At 62.4% G+C, this 25,085-nt stretch carries 25 protein-coding genes and 1 tRNA gene; 18 read left to right on the forward strand and 8 right to left on the reverse strand.

The annotated features are described in order from the left end of the window. The first annotated feature begins 106 nt into the window (after positions 1-106). The 5 genes from KF827_RS01635 to KF827_RS01655 all read left to right on the forward strand — a co-directional run bounded on the left by KF827_RS01635 (position 107) and on the right by KF827_RS01655 (position 4,503). Positions 107-2,371, forward strand: coding sequence for a trypsin-like peptidase domain-containing protein (locus KF827_RS01635; RefSeq protein ID WP_290998876.1), 2,265 nt, complete (start codon positions 107-109; stop codon positions 2,369-2,371). Positions 2,372-2,379: 8 nt separating this feature from the next. Beyond that, the gene (gene traT / locus KF827_RS01640) at positions 2,380-3,138 is read left to right on the forward strand and encodes a complement resistance protein TraT (RefSeq protein ID WP_290998880.1); all 759 of its coding nucleotides are present in this window, start codon (positions 2,380-2,382) and stop codon (positions 3,136-3,138) included. Positions 3,139-3,278: 140 nt separating this feature from the next. After that, on the forward strand, positions 3,279-3,506 hold the full coding sequence (gene rpmE / locus KF827_RS01645; protein ID WP_290998885.1) for a 50S ribosomal protein L31: 228 nt from the start codon (positions 3,279-3,281) through the stop codon (positions 3,504-3,506). Between the two features lie 78 nt (positions 3,507-3,584). Further along, entirely contained in the window at positions 3,585-3,863 is a 279-nt protein-coding gene (locus tag KF827_RS01650; protein ID WP_290998888.1) for a hypothetical protein, read from the forward strand. A gap of 172 nt (positions 3,864-4,035) precedes the next feature. Next, complete coding sequence (locus tag KF827_RS01655) at positions 4,036-4,503, forward strand: Hsp20 family protein (protein ID WP_290998891.1); 468 nt, start codon at positions 4,036-4,038, stop codon at positions 4,501-4,503. A gap of 71 nt (positions 4,504-4,574) precedes the next feature. On the opposite strand, the gene pgk is transcribed toward KF827_RS01655, so the two are convergent. Beyond that, positions 4,575-5,774, reverse strand: coding sequence for a phosphoglycerate kinase (gene pgk / locus KF827_RS01660; RefSeq protein ID WP_290998894.1), 1,200 nt, complete (start codon positions 5,772-5,774; stop codon positions 4,575-4,577). Positions 5,775-5,788: 14 nt separating this feature from the next. Then, a complete protein-coding gene (gap, locus tag KF827_RS01665; protein ID WP_290998897.1) occupies positions 5,789-6,793 on the reverse strand; it encodes a type I glyceraldehyde-3-phosphate dehydrogenase in 1,005 nt (334 codons plus the stop codon). A 295-nt stretch (positions 6,794-7,088) separates the two neighbouring features. Here gap and KF827_RS01670 point away from each other — a divergent pair, with 295 nt between their 5' ends. Both KF827_RS01670 and KF827_RS01675 read left to right on the forward strand, forming a co-directional pair. After that, complete coding sequence (locus tag KF827_RS01670) at positions 7,089-7,757, forward strand: acyloxyacyl hydrolase (protein ID WP_290998900.1); 669 nt, start codon at positions 7,089-7,091, stop codon at positions 7,755-7,757. A gap of 20 nt (positions 7,758-7,777) precedes the next feature. Beyond that, positions 7,778-8,917: a hypothetical protein gene (locus KF827_RS01675; protein WP_290998904.1), complete on the forward strand. Its 1,140-nt coding sequence runs from the start codon at positions 7,778-7,780 to the stop codon at positions 8,915-8,917. Here the strand turns inward: KF827_RS01675 and gluQRS are convergent, their stop codons facing one another. Beyond that, positions 8,918-9,805: a tRNA glutamyl-Q(34) synthetase GluQRS gene (gluQRS, locus tag KF827_RS01680; protein ID WP_290998907.1), complete on the reverse strand. Its 888-nt coding sequence runs from the start codon at positions 9,803-9,805 to the stop codon at positions 8,918-8,920. It lies immediately after the preceding gene. Positions 9,806-9,841: 36 nt separating this feature from the next. Between gluQRS and KF827_RS01685 the strand changes: the two genes are divergently transcribed. From KF827_RS01685 to KF827_RS01695, 3 genes are all read left to right on the forward strand, one after another. Further along, positions 9,842-10,495, forward strand: coding sequence for a DNA-3-methyladenine glycosylase 2 family protein (locus KF827_RS01685; protein ID WP_290998910.1), 654 nt, complete (start codon positions 9,842-9,844; stop codon positions 10,493-10,495). Next, a complete protein-coding gene (locus KF827_RS01690) occupies positions 10,492-11,199 on the forward strand; it encodes a dienelactone hydrolase family protein (RefSeq protein ID WP_290998913.1) in 708 nt (235 codons plus the stop codon). Before KF827_RS01685 ends, KF827_RS01690 begins: the two co-directional genes overlap by 4 nt. 110 nt (positions 11,200-11,309) lie before the next feature. Next, positions 11,310-11,855, forward strand: a complete 546-nt coding sequence (locus tag KF827_RS01695; RefSeq protein WP_290998916.1) for an HNH endonuclease — start codon at positions 11,310-11,312, stop codon at positions 11,853-11,855. A gap of 148 nt (positions 11,856-12,003) precedes the next feature. Here the strand turns inward: KF827_RS01695 and KF827_RS01700 are convergent, their stop codons facing one another. The 3 genes from KF827_RS01700 to KF827_RS01710 form a co-directional block, all read right to left on the reverse strand. After that, positions 12,004-12,522, reverse strand: a complete 519-nt coding sequence (locus KF827_RS01700) for a demethoxyubiquinone hydroxylase family protein (RefSeq protein ID WP_290999169.1) — start codon at positions 12,520-12,522, stop codon at positions 12,004-12,006. A gap of 101 nt (positions 12,523-12,623) precedes the next feature. Further along, positions 12,624-13,109, reverse strand: coding sequence for a disulfide bond formation protein B (locus KF827_RS01705; protein ID WP_290998919.1), 486 nt, complete (start codon positions 13,107-13,109; stop codon positions 12,624-12,626). Positions 13,110-13,134: 25 nt separating this feature from the next. Next, positions 13,135-13,713 (reverse strand): YqaA family protein, encoded by a 579-nt coding sequence (locus KF827_RS01710; protein WP_367273104.1) that lies wholly within the window; start codon positions 13,711-13,713, stop codon positions 13,135-13,137. Positions 13,714-13,830: 117 nt separating this feature from the next. On the opposite strand from KF827_RS01710, the gene KF827_RS01715 reads away from it, so the two are divergent. Further along, positions 13,831-13,917 (forward strand) — tRNA-Leu (locus KF827_RS01715). Between the two features lie 36 nt (positions 13,918-13,953). Here the strand turns inward: KF827_RS01715 and KF827_RS01720 are convergent. After that, positions 13,954-15,336 (reverse strand): aminotransferase class III-fold pyridoxal phosphate-dependent enzyme, encoded by a 1,383-nt coding sequence (locus KF827_RS01720; protein WP_290998925.1) that lies wholly within the window; start codon positions 15,334-15,336, stop codon positions 13,954-13,956. A gap of 131 nt (positions 15,337-15,467) precedes the next feature. Between KF827_RS01720 and KF827_RS01725 the strand changes: the two genes are divergently transcribed. From KF827_RS01725 to KF827_RS01755, 7 genes are all read left to right on the forward strand, one after another. Continuing rightward, positions 15,468-16,355 carry a LysR family transcriptional regulator gene (locus KF827_RS01725; RefSeq protein WP_290998928.1) on the forward strand — a complete coding sequence of 296 codons (888 nt, stop codon included), beginning with the start codon at positions 15,468-15,470 and terminating at the stop codon, positions 16,353-16,355. Between the two features lie 234 nt (positions 16,356-16,589). Beyond that, positions 16,590-17,075 (forward strand): formate dehydrogenase subunit gamma, encoded by a 486-nt coding sequence (locus tag KF827_RS01730; RefSeq protein WP_290999172.1) that lies wholly within the window; start codon positions 16,590-16,592, stop codon positions 17,073-17,075. Continuing rightward, a complete protein-coding gene (locus KF827_RS01735; RefSeq protein WP_290998931.1) occupies positions 17,075-18,643 on the forward strand; it encodes an NADH-quinone oxidoreductase subunit NuoF in 1,569 nt (522 codons plus the stop codon). The genes KF827_RS01730 and KF827_RS01735 overlap by 1 nt, the downstream gene beginning before the upstream one ends. 15 nt (positions 18,644-18,658) lie before the next feature. Beyond that, positions 18,659-21,502: a formate dehydrogenase subunit alpha gene (gene fdhF, locus KF827_RS01740; RefSeq protein WP_290998934.1), complete on the forward strand. Its 2,844-nt coding sequence runs from the start codon at positions 18,659-18,661 to the stop codon at positions 21,500-21,502. Next, entirely contained in the window at positions 21,499-22,317 is an 819-nt protein-coding gene (gene fdhD / locus KF827_RS01745; RefSeq protein WP_290998937.1) for a formate dehydrogenase accessory sulfurtransferase FdhD, read from the forward strand. Before fdhF ends, fdhD begins: the two co-directional genes overlap by 4 nt. Further along, positions 22,307-22,546: a formate dehydrogenase subunit delta gene (locus KF827_RS01750; RefSeq protein WP_290998940.1), complete on the forward strand. Its 240-nt coding sequence runs from the start codon at positions 22,307-22,309 to the stop codon at positions 22,544-22,546. Before fdhD ends, KF827_RS01750 begins: the two co-directional genes overlap by 11 nt. Positions 22,547-22,589: 43 nt before the next feature. Beyond that, the gene (locus tag KF827_RS01755) at positions 22,590-24,254 is read left to right on the forward strand and encodes an OFA family MFS transporter (RefSeq protein ID WP_290998943.1); all 1,665 of its coding nucleotides are present in this window, start codon (positions 22,590-22,592) and stop codon (positions 24,252-24,254) included. A gap of 50 nt (positions 24,255-24,304) precedes the next feature. Here KF827_RS01755 and KF827_RS01760 read toward each other — a convergent pair whose 3' ends face one another. Beyond that, positions 24,305-25,057, reverse strand: a complete 753-nt coding sequence (locus KF827_RS01760; RefSeq protein WP_290998946.1) for an SDR family NAD(P)-dependent oxidoreductase — start codon at positions 25,055-25,057, stop codon at positions 24,305-24,307. Positions 25,058-25,085: the final 28 nt, after the last annotated feature.

The following is a 25,085-nucleotide window of genomic DNA, read 5'->3' on the forward strand; positions in this document are numbered from 1 at the left end:
CATAAAAAATAAGATTGTGATTAGAGGTATATGCGTTGTGGCTCTGCTCGGCCTTACCGCATGTCAGACGGGTGCCAATCAACGGCCTTCCACCACTTCTGCAAGTGTGCAGGAAACATCGCAGGAAGCGGCATCGAATGCCGCCGCCCCAGCCAATGCAGCCTCCGATGCAAAAAACGAACGCCGGGTTTCGCGCGAGAGCTATTCGATATTCTTTTCCCAGACCGATCATTTGAAGGCCTTGCTGGCGGAGCAGAAATTCGATGATGCCGCCAAGCTCTATGATGAGCAGGAAGCCTATTTCACCAGCGAACGCGGAATTTCGCGCGCTGGCGACATGATCGGCCAGGTGGGGCGCCAGCAGCGCGATGCCTGGGAAACGGACCTGAGCGCAGCTTTGCAGGCTTTGTCGGCGGAGCGTGCGTTGAGCGACCGGGCGCAATGGCCTGCCTTGCGCGAGGCTGTCGGCAAGGCCGAAACCGCTGTGCAAGCCAAGGCGGCTTCCAAGCTGCTGCGCCGGCCGGAATTCCTGCCGCCATCGCTGGCGCCTACCCGCACCGCACTGGAAGGCATGCGCGAAAGGTTGCGCCAGCAGGCGGTGGAATCCTTCCTTGCCCATGATCATGGCGGCGGGTCGTTTCTGACCGCTTATCCGATCGACTTGCCGGCGGGCGAATTTCTGCAGGCCAATTGGCAGGCGTTGCAGGCACGCCACACCCAGGCGCCGGCCACCGCGCTTGCTGCCATCGCCAAGGCTTATCCAGAGCTTGGTGCGACTGAACGCGACACGCTCACCGCGGCATTGATCAGCCGGCGTATGGCCGAGGCCGGCAGCGATATCAAGGGCGCGCTCAACGCCGTTGCCTTCGCACGCGAGCATGGCTTGCAGCCGAAGGCGATTCCCGGCTTCAAGGTGGCTTTCGTGCAGGCAACCAGCCGCACGCTGCTTTCCAAGGGGCAGATCGACTTTCCCGCAGCCGTGGAAGTCGATCTGCCGGTGGCGAATACCTATTCCGAACTGGAAGCCGCGCTCAGCGGAGCGGGGGCCGATGCGCCGCGTTATGTGATGGTGTTCGATGTGGCGGCAGCCAAGGCCAGCCGGCGCGTGATCGGCTCTACGCCGATGCCGTCGCGCACCGTCATTGGCTATCGTCCGGTGCCAAATCCGGCCTACAAATCCGCCGAACTTGATTTGCAGAAGGCCGAGCTCGACATGCGCGGCCTGGCCGGCGACAAGGCCGCAGCGCAGATCAATTCCGCCACCTGCTACGGCCTGGGCTGCCTGGGCGCTCTGGTCGGGCAGGCGGCGGTGATTGCCAGCGAAAATAATATAAAGGGCAAGATCGCCACCGCGATGGAAACCCTGCGCAATACCCCGCAGACCATCGAGGAACCGATCTATCGGTCCTACAGCTTCACGCGCGCCGAAGTGCGCGCCACCAAGATCATGACGGTGAACTACCACATCATCGATCTGCACGAACGCAAGCATTTCAAATCGACCTTCGATGTGGTGGAGCGGCGTTCCCTGCAGGTGGCCTACAACGTCGATCCGGCCGACCCGCAGCGCGAGGCCCATATCGCCGCCTTCACCAAGGAAGAAGAATTGCAGGAATGGGAGATCGCGCCGCAGCCGGTGAGGCTGTCGCAATTGATGCGGCAATACATGGAGGCGACCGAGCAGACGAAGCCTCTGGCCGATCTGGCGGCTTTGCGCGCCGAAATGACGGCGGATCGCGCCCAGGCGTTGGCCAAGCTGGCCGACGAGCCGGAGCAGCGGCCCTTGAACGATCCACGCTTCGATCATGTGGTGAAGGTCTATCGCGGCGGGAAAGGCGGGCATGGCAGCGGATTTTTCGTGTCCAGCGATGTCGTGCTCACCAACTGGCATGTAGTGGATGGCACGCAATTCGTGGAACTGATGGGCTACGACAAGCAGGAAAGTTTCGGCCGGGTGATTGCGCAGGATATCCGGCTCGATCTTGCCCTGGTGCGGGTGCAGAGCCGGGGCAAGCCGGTGCGGTTCTATTCCGGCCGGCAACTCGATCTTGGGCGTACGGTGGAGGCGATCGGCCATCCTCAAGGACTCGATTTCAGCGTCACGCGTGGGGTGGTGAGCGCGGTGCGTCCGATGCCGAATATCAACCTGCGTGGCTCCGGCGGCAGCGGAAAGGATGTGCTGTATGTGCAGACCGATACGGCCGTCAATCCAGGAAATTCCGGCGGACCGCTCTTCCTGGGAGATCGGGTGGTGGGGGTGAATACCTGGGGCCGCAACGACGCCACTGGCCTGAATTTCTCCGTGCATTATTCCGAGGTGTTGAATTTCCTGAAGGAAAATCTGCCCGGCTTTACTCCGGCGATGAATTGAGGATGACAATGAATTTGCAGAAATTCTTCGGACGTTCGGCGTTGATCGGCGTCGGTTTGCTGCTTGCCTCCTGCATCGGCGCTGCGCCGAGCCGCATGGGTATGGTGAAAGATCCCGATACCGGGCTGCAATTCGGCTCGGTGGTGGAGCGTTCCATCGTCACCGACCCGTCCTTCATGAATAATCGCCGGGTTAAGCTGCGGTTGCGCAACACCTCGGGCGATACGGCTTTCGATCTGCGTGGGTTTTCCGACCAGATCAAGCAGAGCTTCGCCTCTGCCGGTTATCAACCGGTGGAGGACGATAATTTCGGCGTCTTGGTGGATGTGAATGTCACCTATAGCGGCCAGATCCAGCGCAATCTGTCTACCGAATACGCTTTTCTCGGGGCCTCCGCCGGCGGCATCGCGGGCTACCGTTCCCAGACCAGCGCCGGCACCGCGATGGGTATCGTAGGCGGCGCCACCCTGGGCTCGATCATCGGCAGTTTCGTTACCGACGACACTTATATCATCGTCAGCCAGGTCACCATCGGCTTCGTGCGCCAGCCATTGGGGCGCGACGGCCGCACGGTGGTTTTCGGTCGCTCCGCCCAGGGCAATGCGGATGAGGAGGAGGAGCGCGAACAGCGCCGCCGCCAGACCCAGCTACGCAGCAGTACGGGTACCGGAGTCTCGGTTTTCGCCGGCGGCCGGAATGTGCGGCAATCGGAAATCGCCGGCGAGGTACGCCAGCGTATTGCCCGGATTATTGGGGATATCATCTGAGCCCCAGCCACCCCAAATCTGCCGCTTGCAAGGGGGGCCGGGGTTCGCTATAACCCGCCGCCATTGCGGAATTTTGAAAAGGTCCGCCGTTACCCTTTTGGGTTGTATGCCCTGGGTTGCGGTCGGCCAGGAGCCTGAAGATGAAGCCGGATATCCATCCCGATTACCACGAGATCAAGGTGCAGATGACCGACGGCACCGTGTATTCCACCCGTTCGACCTACGGCAAGGCGGGTGATGTGCTGGCGCTGGACATCGATTCCAAGTCGCATCCGGCCTGGACCGGCGGTCCCGCCCGCATCAACGAGGCTGGTGGCCAGGTCGCCAAGTTCAACAAGCGCTTCGCCGGCTTCGGCCTCAAGAAGTAAGCCGCACCGATCAGAAAACGCCGCGCCGGACAGATTTCCGCCGCGGCGTTTTTTTGTGTCCGATCAAGCCTTGCCGGGATGGCTAACAATATGGCGCAGGTCTATCAGTCCGCTTCCTTCAAGCTGGGGCATGAAGTGGTCACTCTCGTGATGGTGGCGCATTCGGCGCTTTCCACCGACGAGATGGCCCGCCGTTCGTTTTCGGCCTTGCAGCCTTATTTCCCCAATTCGGTCCTGGTGCTGTGCTGCCAGAGCTTCGATGGCAAGCCGCAATTCCTCGGCCCCCGCCATGTGGTGGCGGCGCTGAATGGCAAGACTTTTGCGGATTTCCGCTGGGCGCCGATTGCCATAACTTGAGGCGTCGTCACTAAAAGACCGGCCCGCAACAGGGCCTCTTGAAATCGCAAAACACGCTACCCACATCGGGTTTGTCCGGGTGCCATGATGGGCCCGGATATGCGGCGGTCCGGCCGGTTTTCGGCGGGTCGCATAACCCTGATTGCTCTTATCGCTCAAGGAGGATGAGACCATGCGTGCTTTTGATATTTCCCCGCTGCTGCGCTCCAGCGTTGGCTTCGACAATGTGAACCGGCTGTTCGATTTCGCCAGCCGGCTCGATGAAGCCAGCCTCAGCTACCCGCCCTACAACATCGAGAAGCATGGCGAAGATGCCTATCGCATCTCCATGGCCGTGGCCGGTTTCCGCCCCGATGAACTGGATGTGACGGTGAAGGAGAACAGCCTCACCATTTCCGGCAAGGCCGCCGAAGCCGAAGCCAATGATGCGGGCGTCACCTACCTGCATCGCGGCATCGCGCGCCGGGCCTTCGAGCGCCGCTTCGAACTGGCCGATACCGTGAAGGTGGTGGGTGCCCGTTTCGCCGATGGCCTGCTGTATATCGACCTCAAGCGGGAAATCCCCGAGGCGAAGAAGCCGCGCCAGATCCAGATCGTGGCCGGCAGCCAGCCGGTGACCCTGGAAGCCCAGGCTGCGTAATCTGGCCTACTGAAAAAACGAAAGCCCGGGTGGCAACACCCGGGCTTTTTTTGCGGCTATGCAGTCGGCTGTCAGTCTGCGGTCTTCAGCGCAGCCACGCCGGGCAGTTCCTTGCCTTCCAGCCATTCCAGGAAGGCGCCGCCGGCGGTCGACACATAGGAGAATTCCTCGGCCACGCCGGCATGGCGCAAGGCCGCCACAGTATCGCCGCCGCCGGCCACGCTGAGCAGGCGGCCCGAGGCGGTGAGGGCAGCCGCCGTGCGCGCCACCATCACGGTGCCGGCATCGAAAGGCGCGGTCTCGAAAGCGCCGAGCGGGCCGTTCCACACCAGCGTGCGGCAATCGGCCAGGATGGTGCCCAGGCGGGATGCGGCCACGGGGCCGATATCCAGGATCATCTGATCGGCAGCCACACGTTCGGCAGACACCACCTTGCTGGCAGCACCAGCCTTGAACTCGCGCGCTACCACCACGTCGTCGGGCAGGATCACGGCGCAGCCGCGCACCACGGCATCGCGCAGGATGTCGCGGGCGGTATCGGCCATGTTCTTCTCGCACAGGCTCTTGCCCACTTCGCGGCCTTGCGCGAACAGGAAGGTATTGGCCATGCCGCCGCCGATGATCAGCTTGTCCACCTTGCTCAGCAGGTTGCCCAGCAATTCCAGTTTGGTGGAAACCTTGGCGCCGCCGATCACGGCCGCCACGGGCCGCTCAGGCGCCACCAGGGCGGCTTCCAGATGCTTCAATTCCACTTCCATGTTGCGGCCGGCATAGGCCGGCAGCAGATGCGCCAGAGCCTCGGTGGAGACATGGGCGCGATGGGCGCAGGAGAAGGCATCGTTCACGTAGATATCGCCCAGCTCGGCCATCATGCGGGCAAAGGCGCTGTCGTTCTTTTCCTCGGCCTTGTGGAAGCGGGTATTTTCCAGCAGCACGATGCCGCCTTTGCGCAGCTTGGCGATGGCATCCTTGGCGGCATCGCCAACGCAATCATCGGCGAAGGCCACCGAACTGCCAAGCGCGGTGGCGAGCGCAGCCGCCACCGGCTTGAGGCTCATTTCCGGCACAACCTTGCCGTCGGGCCGGCCGAAATGCGACAGCACCACCACTTTCGCATCCTTGCGCGACAATTCGTGCAAGGTGGGCAGGATGCGGCTGATGCGCAGATCGTCGGTGATCCGGCCGTCCTTCATCGGAACGTTCAGATCCACGCGCACCAGCACCACCTTGCCGGCCACGTCCACGTTGTCGAGCGTGCGGAACCTCGCCATGGCCGGGCTCCGGATTACAGCTTGGCCATGGCCAGCGCGGTATCCGACATGCGGTTGGAGAAACCCCATTCGTTGTCGTACCAGCTCAGCACACGCACCAGATTGCCCTCCAGCACCTGGGTCTGCAGCAGATCGAAGGTGGAGGAATTCGGATTGTGGTTGAAGTCAGACGACACCAGCGGCACGTCGTTGACGCCCAGGATGCCCTTCAGCTTGCCATTGGCGGCGGCCAGGATGGCGGCGTTGATCTCTTCCTTGTTGGTGGCGCGCTTGGCCACAAATTTGAAGTCGATCAGCGATACATTGGGGGTCGGCACGCGGATCGACGAGCCATCCAGCTTGCCCTTCAGTTCCGGCAGCACCAGGCCCACGGCCTTGGCGGCACCGGTGGTGGTGGGGATCATGCTCAGCGCGGCGGCGCGGGCGCGGTAGAGATCCTTGTGCATGGTGTCCAGCGTGGGCTGGTCGCCGGTATAGGCATGGATGGTGGTCATGTAGCCTTTTTCGATGCCCACGGTCTCATGCAGCACATAGGCCACCGGGGCCAGGCAGTTGGTGGTGCAGGAGGCATTCGAGACAACGGTATGCTCGGGCTTCAGCTTGTCGTGGTTCACGCCGTAAACCACGGTCAGGTCGGCATCGTTGCCCGGGGCCGAGATCAGCACCTTGCGGGCGCCGGCGGTCAGATGCGCGGCGGCCTTGGCGCGATCGGTGAAGATGCCGGTGCATTCCATGGCGATATCGACCTTCAGGGCCGCCCAGGGCAGCTTGGCCGGATCGCGCTCGGCGCTCACCTTGATCGGGCCGCGGCCCACATCGATGCTGTCGCCGGTCACGGTCACGTTGCCGTTGAAGCGGCCATGCACCGAGTCGTAGCGGAATAGATGTGCGTTGGTTTCCACCGGGCCGAGATCGTTGATGCCGACCACTTCGATATCGGTGCGACCCGACTCGATGATGGCGCGCAGCACATTGCGCCCGATACGACCGAAACCATTGATGGCAACGCGAACCGTCATTTTTCCGTCTCCGAGAGGTAGGCCCGGCGGAGCGGTAGCAGACCCGAAAACCGGGTGGACGCCCGCGCGGGAACAGGGGAATTTTCGCGCCTCGTGTTAACGGCTTTGGCCGCGCCATGCAAGGCGGGGCGCCTGAAAATACAGCAGTTTGGCTGCCTGCCGGGCAGCGTGGCGCTTGGCGGTCGTCTCACCTTTGGTTAGAGTTGCGCAGGAAATGGGGATTTCTGTGGTTGGGGGAGACATGTTGAAGCAGGTGGTGCGGCAACCGCTCGTATCGGTTGTGTCGCGGGGGACCGTGATTGGAATCATCGCGGTTGGTGCGGTGTCGGCGTTGGCAGCTTTTACATCCGGCGCGACTCAGGCGCAGGTGAGGGCGCAGCAGCCGCAATACCAGGCTCCCTATCAGGTGGTTCAGAATCAGCCGGCCCAGGCGCCCCAGGCCCAGGCGCCCCAGGCTCAGGCTCAGGCCCAGGCCCGGGCGCAGGCCCAGGCCGCCAAGGCAGCCCCGTCACAGTCGCAACTCGCCGATGATCCGGCTTTCTGGTCGTTCTCGGCTGGCTGGTTCGATATCAACAAGCAGAAGAACGAAGCCTTCGAAGGCCGCATCGAATATCGTGACGACCATAAATTCTGGGGCTTCAAACCCTTCGGCGGCGTGATGGCCACGTCTGACCGCGCGGCCCATGTCTATGCCGGCATATTGATGGATTTGTATTTCGGTCGGCGCTGGGTGATCACGCCCAGTTTCGCACCGGGCTGGTATCATGAAGGCGACGGCAAGAAGATCAGCGACGGCATCCAGTTCCGGTCGCAACTCGAAATCGCCTATCGCTTCGATGATCGCTCGCGGATCGGCATCAGCATCAACCATATCTCCAATGCCGGCATCAACGATCCCAATCCAGGTTCGGAAACGCTCGCGCTGACTTATTCGATTCCCACCTCGGGCTGGCTCGGCCGCTAAGTCGCCGATTGGATTTCGGTATGGCCGATGCCCTGAAAGATATGTACGACCGTGCGGCGGTGGATTTTCTTGCCGCGCGCATTGTTGCCGTGCAGCCGAAATTTCCCCGCCAGGCTTTCGTGCGCGAAGTGGCGGCCGACCTGCCGCCGCTGGAATTGAAGGCGCGTTCGCTGCGTATCGCGGCCGGCCTGCGCCAGCATCTGCCGCAGGATTATGCCGCGGCGCTAGGCATCATCCTGAAAAGTCTGGGCAAGGATGACAGCACGGGCGGGATTGGTGGAGGCGGGATAGAAGGCATGGGCGGCTTCCGCTTCATGCCGCTGTTGAATTTCGTTGGCGCCTATGGGCTAGACGAACCAGAGCTGTCGCTGGATGCCCTGGGCGAGTTGACGCTGTATTTCAGCGGCGAATTCGATATCCGGCCATATTTGCGCAAATATCCGCGCCAGGCCTTTGCCAAACTGCAGCAATTGTCGCGCGACAAGGATTGGCGCCGCCGCCGGTTGGCATCCGAAGGCTCGCGGCCGCGCCTGCCTTGGGGCATGGGGCTGCCCGATCTGGTGCGCGATCCATCGCCCGCCCTGCCGATTCTGCACCGGCTGCATGATGATGCGCATGACAGCGTGCGGCGTTCGGTGGCCAATCACCTGAACGATATCGCCCGCGACCATCCCGAGCTTGCGGTGGATATCGCCGGGCAATGGGCCAAACGCGCCGGCCGGAAGCCGCCGGAAACCCTGCGCCCCACCATTCGCCATGCCCTGCGCGGCCTGGTCAAGCAGGGCCATCCGGGCGCATTGGGATTGTTGGGCTTCGAGGCCGATGTGAAACTGGCCTTGCAGGATTTCAAGCTGAAGGCGCAAAGCGTGGCCTATGGCGGGGCGCTGGAATTCAGCGCCACATTGATCAATCGCGGCAAGACGCCGGTCAATCTCAGTATCGATTATGCCATCTGGCATCTGCGCGCCGATGGCAGCCTGCGGCCCAAGGTGTTCAAGCTGGCAGTGCGCGAAGCGGCGCCCGGCGAAAGCATCGCGTTGACCAAGCGCCACGCCATCAAGCCGATCACCACACGGCGCTATTATGCCGGCAAGCAGGCGGTTGATATCCGCGTGAATGGCCAGGTGTTGGGCCGCTGCGATTTCACCCTGAAAATGTGATCAGACCGCGAAGGCGGCAGGATCGAGCTCGAGCTGCCGCCATAAAGCGGCCGGGTCCATGCCCTCCAGGCGCAGGTCGCGCAGGGATTTCGATCCTTTGCGTTTGGCCATGCGCGTGCCGTCGGGATCCAGCAGCAGGGCATGATGGGCGTATGCCGGCACCGGCAAGCCGAACAAGGCTTGCAGCAGGCGATGCAGATGGGTAGCGGCAAATAAATCCTCGCCGCGAATGATATGCGTGATGCCTTGCAAGGCATCGTCCAGCGTGACGCAGAGATGGTAGCTGGCCGGGGTATCCTTGCGCGCCAGCACCACGTCGCCGATGCCGCGCAGCAGCAGATCGGGCGAGGCATGCTGCGGCCCGGCCTGTTCGTCATGCCAATGCAGATGCTGCGCGGCATCGCCCAGGCTGGCGAGTGCCGCTGCCATGTCCAGGCGCAGGGCATGATTCTCGCCGGCTGCGATGCGGCGCGTGCGCTCGGCGGCGGAAAGCTGCCGGCAGGTGCCGGGATAGAGCGTGCCGTCTAAACCATGCGGCGCGGCGCCGATGCGGGCGATTTCCTCCTGCACCTGACGGCGGGTGCAGAAGCAGGGATAAAGCAGGGCGCGCCGTTGCAGATCGTGCAGGGCTGCGCGGTATTCATCGAAATGCTGCGATTGCCGCCGCACGGGTTCTTCCCAGCGCAGGCCCAGCCAGGCCAGATCGGCCAGCAGATCGTCGGTCAGTTCGGGTCGGCAGCGCGTGGCGTCGATATCCTCGATGCGCAGCAAAAAGCGCCCGCCGGCCTGTCGGGCACGCAGATAGGCCAGTCCGGCTGAATAAGCATGGCCGGCATGCAGATGGCCGGTGGGGCTGGGGGCGAAGCGGGTGACAAGCGCGGGCGGCATGTGCAAGCTGTTTGGCGACAAGGGAGACGGATGCTTATGGCAAGTCCAGCATCGCCTGTGAAGCCGGATCGCCGCAAGCGCACGCTGGCGGCGTTGGCGGCATTATGCGCCATCGAGCCGCGCTTTGCCCATGCCTTGCAGCATTGCGGATTCATCGCCGACCGCAGGCGGCCGGCGGATTTCGCCAATCTGTGCCGCATCGTTGTCGAGCAGCAGGTTTCGGTGGCCGCCGCCGCCACCATCTGGGGGCGGGTGACGGCTAAGGTTTCGCCTTTTACCGCCGATGCCTTGCTGGCGCATGACGAAGCCGCCCTGCTGGCCTGCGGCTTGAGCCGGCCCAAGCTGCGCTATCTGCGCCTGGCGGCCGAAGCTTTGCGCGATGGCAGCCTGAATCTGGCGGGTCTGCACAAGCTGCCCGATCATGAAGCGCAGGCGCATCTCACTGCCGTGAAAGGCATCGGGCGCTGGACCGCCGAGATATATCTGCTGTTCGCGCTGGATCGGGAAGATATCTGGCCAGCCCATGACGTGGCGTTGCAGGAAGCCGCCAAACGCCTGTTCAACATGCGCAAGCGGCCCGATGTGAAACGCATGGACCGTATCGCCGCGCGCTGGCGGCCGCATCGCGGCGTCGCGGCGCGGCTGCTTTGGCGCTATTATGGCTTGATGAAACAGAAGGCCATGCCATGACGATACAGCGCCTTGATGGCCCCCGCCTGCCTGCACGCCAGGGGCCGGCGCAACAGCTTGTGGTGCTGCTGCATGGCTATGGGTCCGATGGCAACGATCTGATCGAACTGGCCAAGCATTGGCATGGCCTGTTGCCGCGAGCGGATTTTGTGGCGCCCCATGCGCCGGGTCTGATTCCCGGCATGGAGGCGATGGCCGGTGGCCGGCAATGGTTCGGGCTTAACGATTACGATCCCAGCCTGCTGCGCCGCGATCCCCATCATGCCGCGCGGATTTATGAAAAGCTGCTAGCCGGCGCCGAACAGGCTTCCCCCAGCCTGGATGCCTTTCTGGACGCCGAACTGGCGCGTCTCAAACTGCCGCCTGCCAAGCTGGCCCTGGTGGGCTTCAGCCAGGGTACCATGATGGCCCTGCATGTGGGGCTGCGGCGCCGGCATGGCAGCCTGGGGGCGATTCTGGGTTATTCCGGTGCCTTAGTGGGCGCGGCTAAGCTGAAAGACCAGGCCAGCCCGCCATCGCCGCCGATTCTGCTGATCCATGGCACGGAAGACGATGTGGTGCCGATGGATGCCCTGTTCGACAGCGTGAATGGGTTGGGAGAGGCCGGAATTCCGGCCCGCTGGCATTTGTGCCCCGGCCTGCCGCATTCCATCGACCAGGAGGGCCTGCTGCTGGGCGGGCATTTCCTGGCCCGTACCCTGTAAGCCGCCCTAAATAAGGTGGTTGTCATGATGCGGTCACGCATCATATTGTATTGTCAGTACAGCACGAGTTGATCACCTCTTTTGCCGTCCGGCGTGGGAGTAGCAACACGATGGCGCCAGACAATTGTCCGGCTTTGGTACTGAATGCGGATTATCAGCCGCTGTCTTACTTCCCGCTCTCGGTCTGGCCGTGGCAGGAAGTGGTGAAGGCGGTCTGCATGGACCGTGTCACCATCCTTTCGGTTTACGATCAGGAAGTGCGCAGCCCGGGCTTTCGCATGCGGCTGCCCAGCGTGGTGGCGCTGAAGCGTTATATCCAGCCGGCCCGGCGCCCGGCCTTCACGCGCTTCAATTTGTTTCTGCGCGACCGTTTCTCCTGCCAGTATTGCGGCAGCCGGCACGAACTCACCTTCGACCATGTGATCCCGCGTTCGCGCGGCGGCCTCACGCGATGGGATAATGTGGTGGCGGCTTGCGCGCCCTGCAATCTGCGCAAGGGCGGTCGCATGCCGCGCGAATGCAACATGTTTCCACGCATCGCCCCGCATGTGCCCAGCGTGCATGAATTGCAGCAGAATGGTCGCGCCTTTCCGCCCAACCATCTGCATGAAAGCTGGCGCGACTATCTCTATTGGGATAGCGAACTGGAGCCTTAAATCGGCTCGGCTTCGATTGTTTTCAGCAGGCTAGATTGGCATGCCCGCCAAATCGTCACCCTCGGATTAATTCCGAGGGTCCATGCCTGATGCCGCAAGGCCGCTGAACCATGGACCACCGGAACAAGTCCGGTGGTGACGTTCTTTTTTAAATCCGTTCAGACAGCCAGATCGCCAGCTTGGTGGCGTTCTTGATGCCCTGGCTCAGCACCGGATAGGCGGGGGCTTCGGCTGCCCCGGCTTCGCGCGCGGTGTCGCGGTGTTCGATTTCCTCGGCGCGGAATTCGGCGATCAACGCCTGCAATTCCGGTTCGGCCTTGCCCTCGGCGGCGAGGCTGTCCAGCGTTTCAAGCTGGCGGGTGTAATGTTCGTCGATCACTTCCTCCACCGCCTCGGTGCAGGCCATGGCGGCTTTCTCGCCCATCAGCGCGGTGGCCGCGCCCAGCGCGAAACCGGCAACATGCCAGACCGGGCCCAGCAAAGTGGGGCGCACGCGGCGCTGCGGCAACAGGCGGTCGAAAGCGGAAAGATGCTTCAATTCCTGCTCGGCCATGTGTCGGATGGTGGGCGCATTGGCAGATTTGCCTAAGATGGCCAGCTGGCCGTCATAGATGCGTTTGGCGCCGTATTCGCCGGCATGGTCCACGCGCAGGATGCGCTCGATCATGGCACGCGGGCTGAGATCGCCCGGCAGGCGGGGTCTGGGCAGGCTGGGTCCGGGCAGATGCGGTCCGGGCAGGTGGGGCTTGATGGCCTGTGTCGTATCCGTCATGCAGCCTCCTGAAACGCGCGGCGGGCGAAACCCAGCGCCAGCACAGCCAGCGCCAGGCCCCAGATTGCGTTCCATGCTGCCATACTCAGGCCGAGAAAGCGAAAGGCCACTTCGTCGCACCGCACGATGGGGGCGGCCATGATCTGGGCCCGCAGGGCTTCCAGGCTCTGCGCCGTGCTACCGCCGCCGCAGCTTTCCAGCCCTTTCCACCAGCCATATTCCACGCCGGTATGAAATCCGCCGATGCCGCTGGTGGCGAGAAAGGCCAAGCCGGTCAGGGCCAGCAGCCAGGGCCGCAGCGCCTGGTTCCGCCAGGCCGCCAGGCCCAGCAGGATGGCGGCGGCATAGGGCCAGCGCTGCCACAGGCAAAGCTGGCAGGGCGCCAGGCCAAAGCCGTATTGCGCAACGAAGGCTGCGCCGAGGGTTATTGCGGCAAGGCCGGCTGAAAGCAGGCCCGCGAGACGGAGTGGGAAGCCAGACATGATGCCATCCTTGGATGCGACGATCCTAGAATAGGTAGCGCACCACCACAAAGCCACCGATCAGGCCGATGAAAAAAATCCACGTGAGCAGCACCAGCCGCTTCTCGATGAAATCGCGGATCGGGGCGCCGAAACGCCATAGCAGGGCGGCGATCAGGAAAAACCGCAAGCCGCGCGTGGCAATCGATGCCAGAATGAACACGCCCAGCGAGAAATGCGCCGCGCCGCTGGCGATGGTTACCAGCTTGTAAGGGATCGGCGTGAGGCCCTTGATCAGGATGATCCACACGCCCCATTCCCGGTAGGATTCCTGGAAGACGTGCAGCTTTTCGCCATAGCCATAAACCCGGATGATCCACTCGCCCAGGGTCTCGATCAGGAAATAGCCGATGCCATAGCCCAATATGCCGCCCAGCACCGAGGCGATGGTGCAGATCATGGCATAGCGGAAGGCGCGCTCGCGATGCGCCAGGCACATCGGAACCAGCATCACATCCGGCGGAATCGGGAAGACCGAGCTTTCCAGGAAGGAAACCAGCCCCAGCACCCGCCCGGCATTGGGCCGCGCCGCCTGGCGCATGGTCCATTGGTAAAGGTTCTGCATCATCGCCGGGCGGGTTTAGCCGGAATGCCGGGTGTTGTCCATCCGCCGAGGGTTGCGCGGCGGCGCGACTTGGCTAATATCCCGGCCGCATCAGTGATCGCTGCATAATCGATCCTGGCCCCAGTGGTGGAATTGGTAGACGCGACGGACTCAAAATCCGTTGCCCTCACGGGCGTGCTGGTTCAAGTCCGGCCTGGGGCACCAAACTCTGAAAAATCCGGCTTCAAGCAAGCAGCTTGATCACGCGAACAGCTTGGTCAGGGCGCGGTCGATGGCATCCACGAAACGGTCGATCTCGGCCGGGGTGACGATCAGCGCCGGGCTGAGGCAGAGCGTGTTGTTCAGGCCGGGCAGCGAGCGGTTGGTGGCGCCGATGATCACGCCCTGCGCCATGCAATCGGCCACCACGGCCTGCACCAGCTTTTCTTCCAGTGGTTCCTTGGTTTCGCGGTTGGCCACCAGCTCGGCGCCGCAGAACAGGCCCAGGCCGCGCACATCGCCGATCACCTTATGGCGTTCGGCCAGGCCATGCAGGCCTTGCATCAATCGCGCGCCCATCGCCAGCGTGTTGTCCAGCAGGTTCTCATCTTCGAGGATGCGCATATTCTCCAAAGCCGCCGCCGGGCCGCTGACGCAGCCGCCGAAGGTGGAGATATCACGGAAGAACGACATCGGATCGGATGGATCGTCCTTGAACAGGTTGAAAATCTCTTCCGTGGTGACGGTGCAGGAAATCGCGGCATAGCCGGAGGCCAGGCCCTTCGCCATGGTGACGAAATCCGGCTTGATGCCATAATGCTGATAGCCGAACCATTTGCCGGTGCGGCCGACGCCGCAGACCACTTCATCCAGATGCAGCAGGATATTGTGGCGCTTGCAGATATCCTGCACCTTTTCCCAATAGCCTTTGGGCGGGGTGATGACGCCGCCGCCCGCCGTCACGGTTTCCAGGCAGAGCGCGCCGATCTGGTCCGGTCCTTCGCGCAGGATCACCTGCTCGATGGCATCGGCGGCCATCTCGCCGTAATTCTCCACCTTGCCGTATTGGCTGCGGTATTCCAGGCAATGCGGCACTTCCACGAAGCCCGGAGGCATCGGGCCGAATTGCTCGCGGCGCTGCGGCTGGCCGGCAGCCGCAAGCGTACCCAGCGTGGTGCCGTGATAATCGCGCTCGCGGTAGAGTATCTTGTATTTGCGGCCGCCATGATGGCGATGGGCGATCTGGCGCACCATCTTGAAGGCCTTCTCGTTGGCCTCGGAGCCCGAGTTGGAATAATACACGCGGGTCAGGCCCGGCATTTTCTCGATCAGCCGCTTGGCGAATTGTGCGCCGGCGATGGAGCCCGCCGAATTGGCGAAATAGTTCAGCTTCACCAACTGGTCGCGCACCGCATTGGCGATGCTTTCGCGGCCATAGCCCACATTCACCGTCCATACGCCGCCTGAAACGCCATCCAGATATTCCCGGCCGGCGGCATCCCACAGCTTGAGGCCCTTGCCCTCCACGAAGATGCGCGGATCTACACTCTCGAAAGGCTTGTGCTGGGTGAGGTGGTGCCAGACATGGGCGCGGTCGGCTTCAACCACGTCGCGGATATCATTCGGATTGAGGGCGGTCTGCATGGGATTCTCTTTGGAAAAAACAGCAACATAATGGTTAGCACCCGGCCTGCCGGCTTGGCAGGGCCAAATCGTCTTGGACCAGTCGATAGCCGCCGCTGGACCAATCGCGGCAATCCCGTCACAATCGGCTCATGATCGACAAGCTCGAATACCTGATGGCCCTGGCGCGCGAACGCAATTTCGGCAAGGCCGCCGAGCAATGCGGCGTGACGCAGCCGACCTTTTCCGCCGGCATCAAGCAATTGGAAGACACGCTGGGCGTGTTGCTGGTGCAGCGTTCGTCGCGCTTCCTGGGCTTCACCGTGGAAGGCGAGCGGGTGCTGGATTGGGCGCGCCGCATCGTGGGCGACAGCCGCGCCATGCGCCAGGAAGTGCAGGCCTTGAAGCGCGGCCTGGTGGGGCATCTCAAGATTGCGGCGATTCCCACCGCGCTGGCCATGGTGTCGGCGCTCACCACGCCGTATCGCGCCAAGCATCCGAATGTGAAATTCACCATCCTGTCGCGCACCTCGGTGGAGATTCTGTCGATGCTCGACAATCTCGAAGTGGATGCCGGCCTTACTTATGTGGATAACGAGCCGCTGGGCCGTGTGCGTTCGGTGCCGATCTACCCAGAGCAATACCGGCTGCTCACCTCGGCCGACAGCCCGCTGGGCGACCGCGATAGCGTGACCTGGGCCGAGGTGGCGAAGATTCCGCTTTGCCTGCTGACGCCGGATATGCAGAACCGCCGCATCATTAACCGGCTTTTGCGGGCTGCCGGCGCCGAACCGGAACCCACCCTGGAATCCAATTCGATGATCGTGCTGTTCTCGCATGTGCGTACCGGCCGCTGGGCCAGCGTGATGCCGGAAAAGCTGGCCGATACCCTGGGCCTTACCGAAAGGCTGCGTTCGATTCCCATCGTGCAGCCCGATGCGGTGCATATGATTGGTCTGGTGGTGCCGAACCGCGAGCCGATGACGCCGCTTACCGCCGCCCTGGTGGCAGAAGCCAAGATTCTCGCCATCGGCGCCTAGTTGATTGGAATTTTCTATCAAATAATAGTTTTTGACTATGATTTATTGACCAATATTGCAGTGCAAAAGTATTTTATTACAGAAATTTCGGATGCTTCAGGCTGTTTATTGCGCCGCAACTGAGCAATTACCCTTGTTTAATAGAAATGTTCTATTGCAGCACCTTACGGCTTTATTGCGGCTAAAGGCTGCCGGCTCAATCATCGCACCAGTACGGAAAGGGTGGGAATGCCTATGAATGCCCCGTGGAATGTTTCCCGCGCAACGGAAATCATTGCAGAAAACCGTGGTCTGGAAGGGCCGATGCTGCCGATTCTGCATGCCTTGCAGGATGAGTTCGGCTATGTGCCGCAGGCCGCTTTGCCGATGATTGCCGAGGCCTTGAATGTGTCGCGCGCCGAAGTGCATGGCGTGGTCAGCTTCTATCATGATTTTCGCGACAAGCCGGCCGGCCGCCATGTGCTGAAGCTGTGCCGCGCCGAGGCGTGTCAGTCCATGCATGGCGAAGCGATGGCGGAAAAGCTGTTGCGGGATATCGGCCTGGAATGGGGCGGCACCACCGGGGATGGCCGCCTGACCGTGGAAGCCACGTATTGCCTGGGGCTTTGCGCCTCGGCGCCGGCCGCCATGCTGGATGGCCAGCCGATCGGCCGGCTCAATCAGGAAGCCCTGCTTGATCTGGCCCACGATGCCAGGCACCAGCAGGAAGGCAGGCGCTGATGGCCCGCATCTTTGTTCCTGCCGATGCTGCCGCGCGCGCCGTGGGCGCCGACAAGGTGGCAAGCGAGATTCAGGCCCAGGCCGCCAAACGCAGCCTGCGGGTGGATATCATCCGCACCGGCTCACGCGGGTTGTTCTGGCTCGAACCGATGATCGAGGTGGAAACCGCCGCCGGCCGCATTGCCTATGGCCCGGTGCGGCCAGAGGATGTGTCCAGCCTGTTCGATGCCGGTCTGCTGATTGCCGCCGCGCATCCATTGCGCCTGGGCCGGCCCGAGGAATTATCCTATCTCAAACGCCAGACGCGCCTGACATTCGCGCGCTGCGGCATCGTCGATCCGTTGTCGCTGGAAGATTACCGTACCCATGGCGGCTATCGCGGCCTGCAACGCGCCCTCAGCCTGGGACCGGCCGGGATCGTGGAGGAAGTGACCAAATCCGGCCTGCGCGGTCGCGGCGGCGCCGGCTTTCCCACCGGCATCAAGTGGAAGACCGTGGCGGATACGCCAGCGGAGCGGAAATACATCGTCTGCAATGCCGATGAGGGCGATTCCGGCACTTTTGCCGACCGCATGCTGCTGGAAGGCGATCCCTTCGTGCTGATCGAGGGCATGACCATCGCCGGCATCGCAGTGGGAGCCACCAAGGGCTTTATCTATATCCGCTCGGAATATCCCGATGCCATCCGCGTAACCACGCAGGCCATCGCCATCGCCCGCGAGGCGGGCTATCTCGGCAGCAAGCTGGCCGGCAGCAGCCATGCTTTCGATTTGGAAGTGCGGATGGGTGCAGGCGCCTATGTGTGCGGTGAGGAAACCGCCTTGCTGGAAAGCCTTGAAGGCAAACGCGGCACGGTGCGCGCCAAACCGCCGCTGCCGGCCCATAAGGGCCTGTTCGCCATGCCCACGGTGATCAACAATCTGATCTCGCTGGCCAGCGTGCCGGTGATATTGAGCGAAGGCGCGGCCAATTATGCCGATCTGGGCATGGGCCGTTCACGCGGCACCATGCCGATCCAGATTGCCGGCAATGTGCGCCATGGCGGTTTGTTCGAGGCCGCCTTCGGGCTCACCCTGGGCGAGATCGTGATGGATATCGGCGGCGGTGCGGCCAGCGGCAGGCATGTGCGCGCGGTGCAGGCCGGCGGTCCGTTGGGCGCCTACTTCCCGCCGTCGCTGTTCGACACGCCTTATGATTACGAGGCCTTTGCGGCACGCGACGGTCTGCTCGGCCATGGCGGGCTGGTGGTGTTCGACGACAGCGTGGACATGGCCCGCATGGCGCGTTTCGCGCTGGAATTCTGCGCCATCGAATCCTGCGGTAAATGCACGCCCTGCCGCATCGGCTCCACACGCGGCACGGAAGTGATGGACCGCGTGATGGCAGGCCATGATCGCGAGGCCAATCTCGCGCTGCTGGAAGATCTGTGTCAGACGCTCAAATTCGGTTCGCTCTGCGCCTTGGGCGGATTTACGCCCTATCCGGTGATGAGCGCGCTGAAACATTTCCCTGAGGATTTCGGCCGTGCACCCAACCGTGATGTTCACGCGCACGCCGCAGCCGAATAACAGAGGACAAGCCCCATGTCTCTCATTCATGAAATCGACTTCGGTACGCCAGCCAGCAAGGCCGGCGAAACTGTCAATCTCATCATTGATGGCCGCAGCGTGAGCGTGCCGGCCGGTACATCGGTGATGCGCGCGGCGATGGAAGCCGGCATTCAGGTGCCCAAGCTTTGCGCCACCGACATGCTGGATGCTTTCGGCTCTTGCCGGCTTTGCCTGGTGGAGATCGAAGGCCGTGCCGGCACCCCGGCAAGCTGCACCACGCCGGTGGCGCCCGGCATGAAGGTGACCACCCAGAATGATCGCCTGGCCAAGCTGCGCCGGGGTGTGATGGAACTCTATATCTCCGATCATCCGCTGGATTGCCTGACTTGCGCCGCCAATGGCGATTGCGAATTGCAGGATATGGCAGGCGCTGTGGGCTTGCGCGAAGTGCGCTATGGCTATGAGGGCGAGAACCACCTCAAGCAGCAGAAGGATGAATCGAATCCGTATTTCACCTTCGATGCTTCCAAATGCATCGTCTGCTCGCGCTGTGTGCGCGCCTGCGAGGAAGTGCAGGGTACCTTCGCGCTGACCATCCAGGCACGCGGCTTTGAATCCAAGGTCTCGCCCGGCATGGCGGAAAAATTCCTGGATTCGGAATGCGTGTCCTGTGGTGCCTGCGTGCAGGCCTGTCCCACGGCCACGCTGATGGAAAAATCCGTCATCGAGATCGGCCAGCCCGAACATTCGGTGGTGACCACGTGTGCTTATTGCGGCGTGGGGTGCAGCTTCAAGGCCGAGATGCGCGGCGAGCAATTGGTGCGCATGGTGCCCTACAAGGATGGCCAGGCCAATCGCGGCCATTCCTGCGTGAAGGGCCGCTTCGCCTGGGGCTATGCCCAGCACCGCGAGCGCATTCTCAATCCGATGATCCGCGAAAGCATCGACCAGCCCTGGCGCGAAGTGAGCTGGGAAGAGGCGATCAGCCATACGGCGGCCGAATTCAAGCGTATCCAGGCGAAATACGGGCGCGGCAGCGTGGGCGGCATCACTTCGTCGCGCTGCACCAATGAAGAAACCTACCTGGTGCAAAAGCTGGTGCGTGCCGGCTTCGGCAATAACAACGTGGATACCTGCGCCCGGGTGTGCCATTCGCCCACTGGGTATGGCCTGAGCAAGACCTATGGCACCTCGGCCGGCACGCAGAATTTCGATTCCGTGGAGCAGACCGATGTGGTGATCGTGATCGGCGCCAATCCGGTTGCCGCCCATCCGGTTTTCGCTTCGCGGCTGAAAAAGCGCCTGCGAAAGGGCGCCAAGCTGATCGTGATCGACCCGCGCCGTACCGAGATGGTAAAGGCGCCGCATCTGGAAGCCGCCTTTCATCTGCCGCTGCGCCCGGGCACCAACGCGGCGATCCTCAATGCGCTGGCCCATGTGATCATCACCGAGGGCTTGCAGAACGAAACTTTCATCCGCGAACGCTGCGACCTGGACGCCTTCGAACATTGGGCGACTTTCATCGCCGACAAGCGCAACAGCCCCGAGGCGGTGGAGGCCATCACCGGCGTTTCGGCGGAAGCCGTGCGCGGCGCGGCGCGGCTATACGCCACCGGCGGCAATGGCGCGATCTATTACGGCTTAGGCGTGACCGAGCACAGTCAGGGCACCACCACCGTGATGGCGATTGCCAATCTGGCGATGCTGACCGGCAATATCGGCCGGCCCGGTGTGGGCGTGAATCCGTTGCGCGGGCAGAATAACGTGCAGGGCTCTTGCGACATGGGCAGCTTCCCCCATGAATTGCCGGGCTATCGCCACATCTCCGACGATGCCACCCGCGCGATGTTTGAAAGCCTGTGGGGTCGGCCGCTGGATAGCGAGCCCGGCCTGCGCATCCCCAATATGCTGGATGCCGCCGTGGATGGCAGCTTTAAGGGCATCTACATCCAGGGCGAGGATATCCTGCAATCGGATCCCGATACCGCCCATGTGGCGGCCGGCCTGGCGGCGATGGAATGCGTGGTAGTGCAGGATCTGTTTCTGAACGAGACGGCGAATTACGCCCATGTATTCCTGCCGGGCAGTACGTTTCTGGAGAAGGATGGCACCTTCACCAATGCCGAACGCCGCATCAATCGCGTGCGCAAGGTGATGACCCCGAAAAACGGCTATGCCGATTGGGAAATCACCGTGATGTTGGCCAAGGCGCTGGGTCTGGAGATGGCCTACAGCCATCCCAGCGAGATCATGGATGAGATCGCGCATCTCACGCCCGGCTTTGCCGGCGTGTCGTATGATTTCCTGGAGAAAGTCGGCTCGGTGCAATGGCCTTGCAACGAGAAGGCGCCGATGGGCAGCCCGATCATGCACGTAGATGGCTTCGTGCGTGGCAAGGGCAATTTCATGATCACGGAATATGTGCCCACCGACGAACGCACCGGACCGCGCTTTCCGCTGTTGCTCACCACCGGACGCATCCTGTCGCAATACAATGTGGGGGCGCAGACACGGCGCACCGCCAATGTTGTGTGGCATGATGAAGATGTGCTGGAAATCCATCCCCATGACGCCGAGCAGCGCGGCGTGCGCGAGGGCGACTGGGTGAAGCTGGAAAGCCGCGCCGGCGGCACCACGCTGCGTGCGGTGATCACCGATCGCGTGGCACCCGGCGTGGTTTACACCACCTTCCATCATCCGCTAACCCAGGCCAATGTGGTGACCACCGATTATTCCGATTGGGCCACCAATTGCCCGGAATACAAGGTGACTGCCGTGCAGGTGGCGCCATCCAACGGCCCCAGCGAATGGCAGGAGCAATATCGCGAACAGGCCGAGCGTAGCCGCCGTATCGTCAAGGCAGAGGCCGCCGAATGATCCAGCCGGTGGTTCGCCAATCCCGTATCGCCTGGAATGGCGGTCGCGCGCTGAACGGCGAGCGCGCGCTGCCGGTGGAGATGGCGGTGGCGCTGGTCTTCAATGGCAGCAGTCATGCCGTGATGATGGCAACGCCCGCCGATCTGGAGGATTTCGCCATCGGCTTCAGTCTGGCGGAAGGCATCATCGATGCGCGGGGCGATATTCAGGAATTGAGCATCCATACGGCGGAGCAAGGCGTGGAATTGCGGCTCTGGCTGGATGATGCCCATGCCGAGAGACTGGCGGCACGGCGGCGGCAGATGGCAGGCCCCACCGGATGCGGACTCTGCGGCATCGAAAGCCTGGAGCAGGCGATGTTGCCGCCGGCGAGTGTGACGGCCATGCCGCGCTTCACGCCGCAGATGATTGCACAGGCATTGGCCAGCCTGCCGCTGGCGCAGAAGCTGAATGCCGAAACCCGCGCCGTGCATGCGGCGGCCTATTGGGAACCGGGCACAGGCCTTGTCGCGCTACGCGAGGATGTGGGCCGGCATAATGCGCTGGATAAACTGGCCGGCGCCCTGGCACGCAGGGACCAGGCGGCTTCGCGCGGTCTGCTGCTGCTGACCAGCCGCGTATCGGTGGAGATGGTGCAGAAGGCAGCCCGCCTGGGCGCGGCTGTCATCGTGGCGGTTTCGGCCCCCACCACGTTGGCGGTGCACATGGCGGAGGCCGCCGGCATCACGCTGATCGCGGTGGCGCGCGAACAGGATTTTGAGATTTTTACCCGCGCCGATCGCGTGCTGCTGGAGGCGACCGATCATGTCGCATGAAAACAAACTGGTAATGATGGCCAACCAGATCGGCAAGTTCTTCGCGCCGCAGACCAATATGGATGCGCCCGAGATGATTGCCGATCACATCGGAAAATTCTGGGATCCGCGTATGCGCCGGCAGATTTACGCTCATCTGGATGCCGGTGGGGACGGTATGGATGCGCCGGTGCGCGAAGCGATTAAACGTCTGCAGGAGAGGGACAAAGCAAAGCAGACGCGTGCGTGAAGTGTGAGAGGAAATGTCCAAATACTCTGGGAGGGAGAGGACAATGTCGGTTATTCAAGGAACGACGGATGGCACGCCGGGGGGCGTTGGCCTGCTGGATAAGGAGCGTATCGTAGCGCAGGCAGGGTTCAATCGATGGCTGGTGCCGCCCGCGGCATTGGCGATCCATCTCTGCATCGGCATGGCCTATGGCTTCAGCGTGTTCTGGCTGCCGCTGTCGCGTGCCATCGGCATCAACCGTTCGGTGGCTTGCCCGCCCGACATGACCCTTATGGCAGCGCTTTTCACCACCAGCTGCGATTGGAAGATCAGCGATCTGGGCTGGATGTATACCTTGTTTTTCGTGTTGCTGGGTTCAGCGGCGGCGATTTGGGGCGGCTGGCTGGAACGGGCAGGCCCGCGCAAGGCCGGTGTTGCTTCGGCGCTATGCTGGTGCGGCGGCCTGCTGATTTCGGCGCTGGGGGTTTATACGCATCAGCTCTGGATGATGTGGCTGGGTTCGGGCGTGATCGGCGGTATCGGCCTGGGGCTGGGCTATATCTCGCCGGTTTCCACGCTGATCAAGTGGTTCCCCGATCGCCGCGGCATGGCGACCGGCATGGCCATCATGGGCTTTGGCGGCGGCGCCATGATCGGCGCGCCGCTGGCCGATATCCTGATGAACTATTTCCGCACGCCCACATCGGTCGGCGTTTGGGAAACCTTCGTAGTTATGGCGGCCATCTACTTCGTGTTTATGATGGGCGGCGCCTTCGGCTATCGCATTCCGCCGGCGGGCTGGCGTCCGGAAGGCTGGACCCCGCCGCAAGATAACGGCAAGTCGATGATCACCAAGCATCAGGTGCATCTGAAAGATGCGCATAAGACGCCGCAATTCTGGCTGGTCTGGGCCGTGCTCTGCCTCAATGTGAGCGCAGGTATCGGCGTGATCGGCATGGCTTCGCCGATGCTGCAGGAGATTTTCGCCGGTGCATTGATCGGTCAACCGGATGTTGCCTTCGGCCAGTTGAACGACGATCAGCGCAAGATGGTGGCGGCGATTGCCGCCGGCTTCACCGGGCTGCTGTCGCTGTTCAATATCGGCGGGCGGTTCTTCTGGGCTTCGCTGTCCGACAAGATCGGGCGGAAGATGACCTATTACACCTTCTTCGCCCTCGGTATCGCGCTTTATGCCGCCTCGCCCTGGGCGGCGCATATCGGCAGCAAGGCTTTGTTCGTGGCCTTCTTCTGCGTGATCCTGTCGATGTATGGCGGCGGCTTTGCCACCATACCGGCCTATCTGGCCGATCTGTTCGGCACGCAATTCGTGGGCGCTATCCATGGCCGGCTGCTTACCGCCTGGTCCACGGCCGGCATCCTCGGCCCGGTGGTGGTGAATTATATCCGCGAAGCGCAAATCGCCGCCGGCGTGCCGCGTGCGCAGGTTTACGATTTCACCATGTATATCCTGGCCGGCATGCTGGTGCTGGGTTTCGTAGCGAACTTCTTTATCAAGCCGGTGGCCGACAAGTGGTATATGAAGGAAGCTGATGTGGCTGCTTTGCAGGCCAAGAATGCCGCCAGCAGCCAGCTGGTACAGCATGGTTCCTTCGGTATCGGCAAGGGCGGGCTGGATGGTCCGGCGGTTGCAGCTTGGTTGGTGGTGGGCGTGCCGATCCTGTGGGGCGTGTGGATCACGCTGTCCAAGGCCTTCGTGCTGTTCCACTAAGCCTGCAGGCAAAAATAAGCCCGGCGACCGCGAGGCCGCCGGGTTTTTTTTTATAGGGCGGGCCAGACGCCGCCGCTGACCGGCAGATTTTCGCCGGTGATATAGCCGGCTTCCTCGCTGGCCAGGAATAGCATGGCATTGGCGATATCCAGCGGCTCGCCGAAGCGCTTGAGTACGGTCTTGTCGCGGTAGAGGCGCTTTTCCTCTTCCGGCATGCGCTGCACCACCGATGTGTTGATCGTGGCCGGCGAAATGCAATTCACCGTCACTGCCGGCGCGAATTCTATAGCCAGGCTGCGGGTAAGAGAGGCCACGGCGGCTTTGGCGGCGCCGTAATCCGCCTGGCCCTCGGCACCGGCGAAGTTGATCGACGAGACATTGATGATGCGGCCATAGCCGGCCTTCAGCATGGCCGGCACGGTGAGCTTGATGAGATGGAAGTTGGCCATCAGATTCAGGTTGAAGGTGGCGTTCCAGCGTTCTTCGCTAATATTCAGGAAGGGCTCCGACATCACGCTGCTTTTGATACCGCCCACCACATTGATCAGCAGATCGATATGGCCGAACTTTTCCAGGCCGGTCTGCACCAAAGCTGCTGCCTCACCGCCATTGGTGACATCGCCGCGTAGCGAGGCGATTTGCACGCCTGGCACTTCGGCAGTGATTTCCTCCACAGACTGGCCCAGGCGGTTGGCCGAGATTTCGCCTAACACCAACTTGGCGCCTTCCTGCGCGAAACGCTTCGCCACTGCACGGCCCATGGGGCCGCCCGCTCCGGTGATCAACGCGGTGCGGTTTGCCAATCTCGTACCCGGTCCCATACTCTATCCT

It is taken from the genome of Ferrovibrio sp., assembly GCF_019636075.1.
Classification (GTDB): Bacteria; Pseudomonadota; Alphaproteobacteria; order Ferrovibrionales; family Ferrovibrionaceae; genus Ferrovibrio.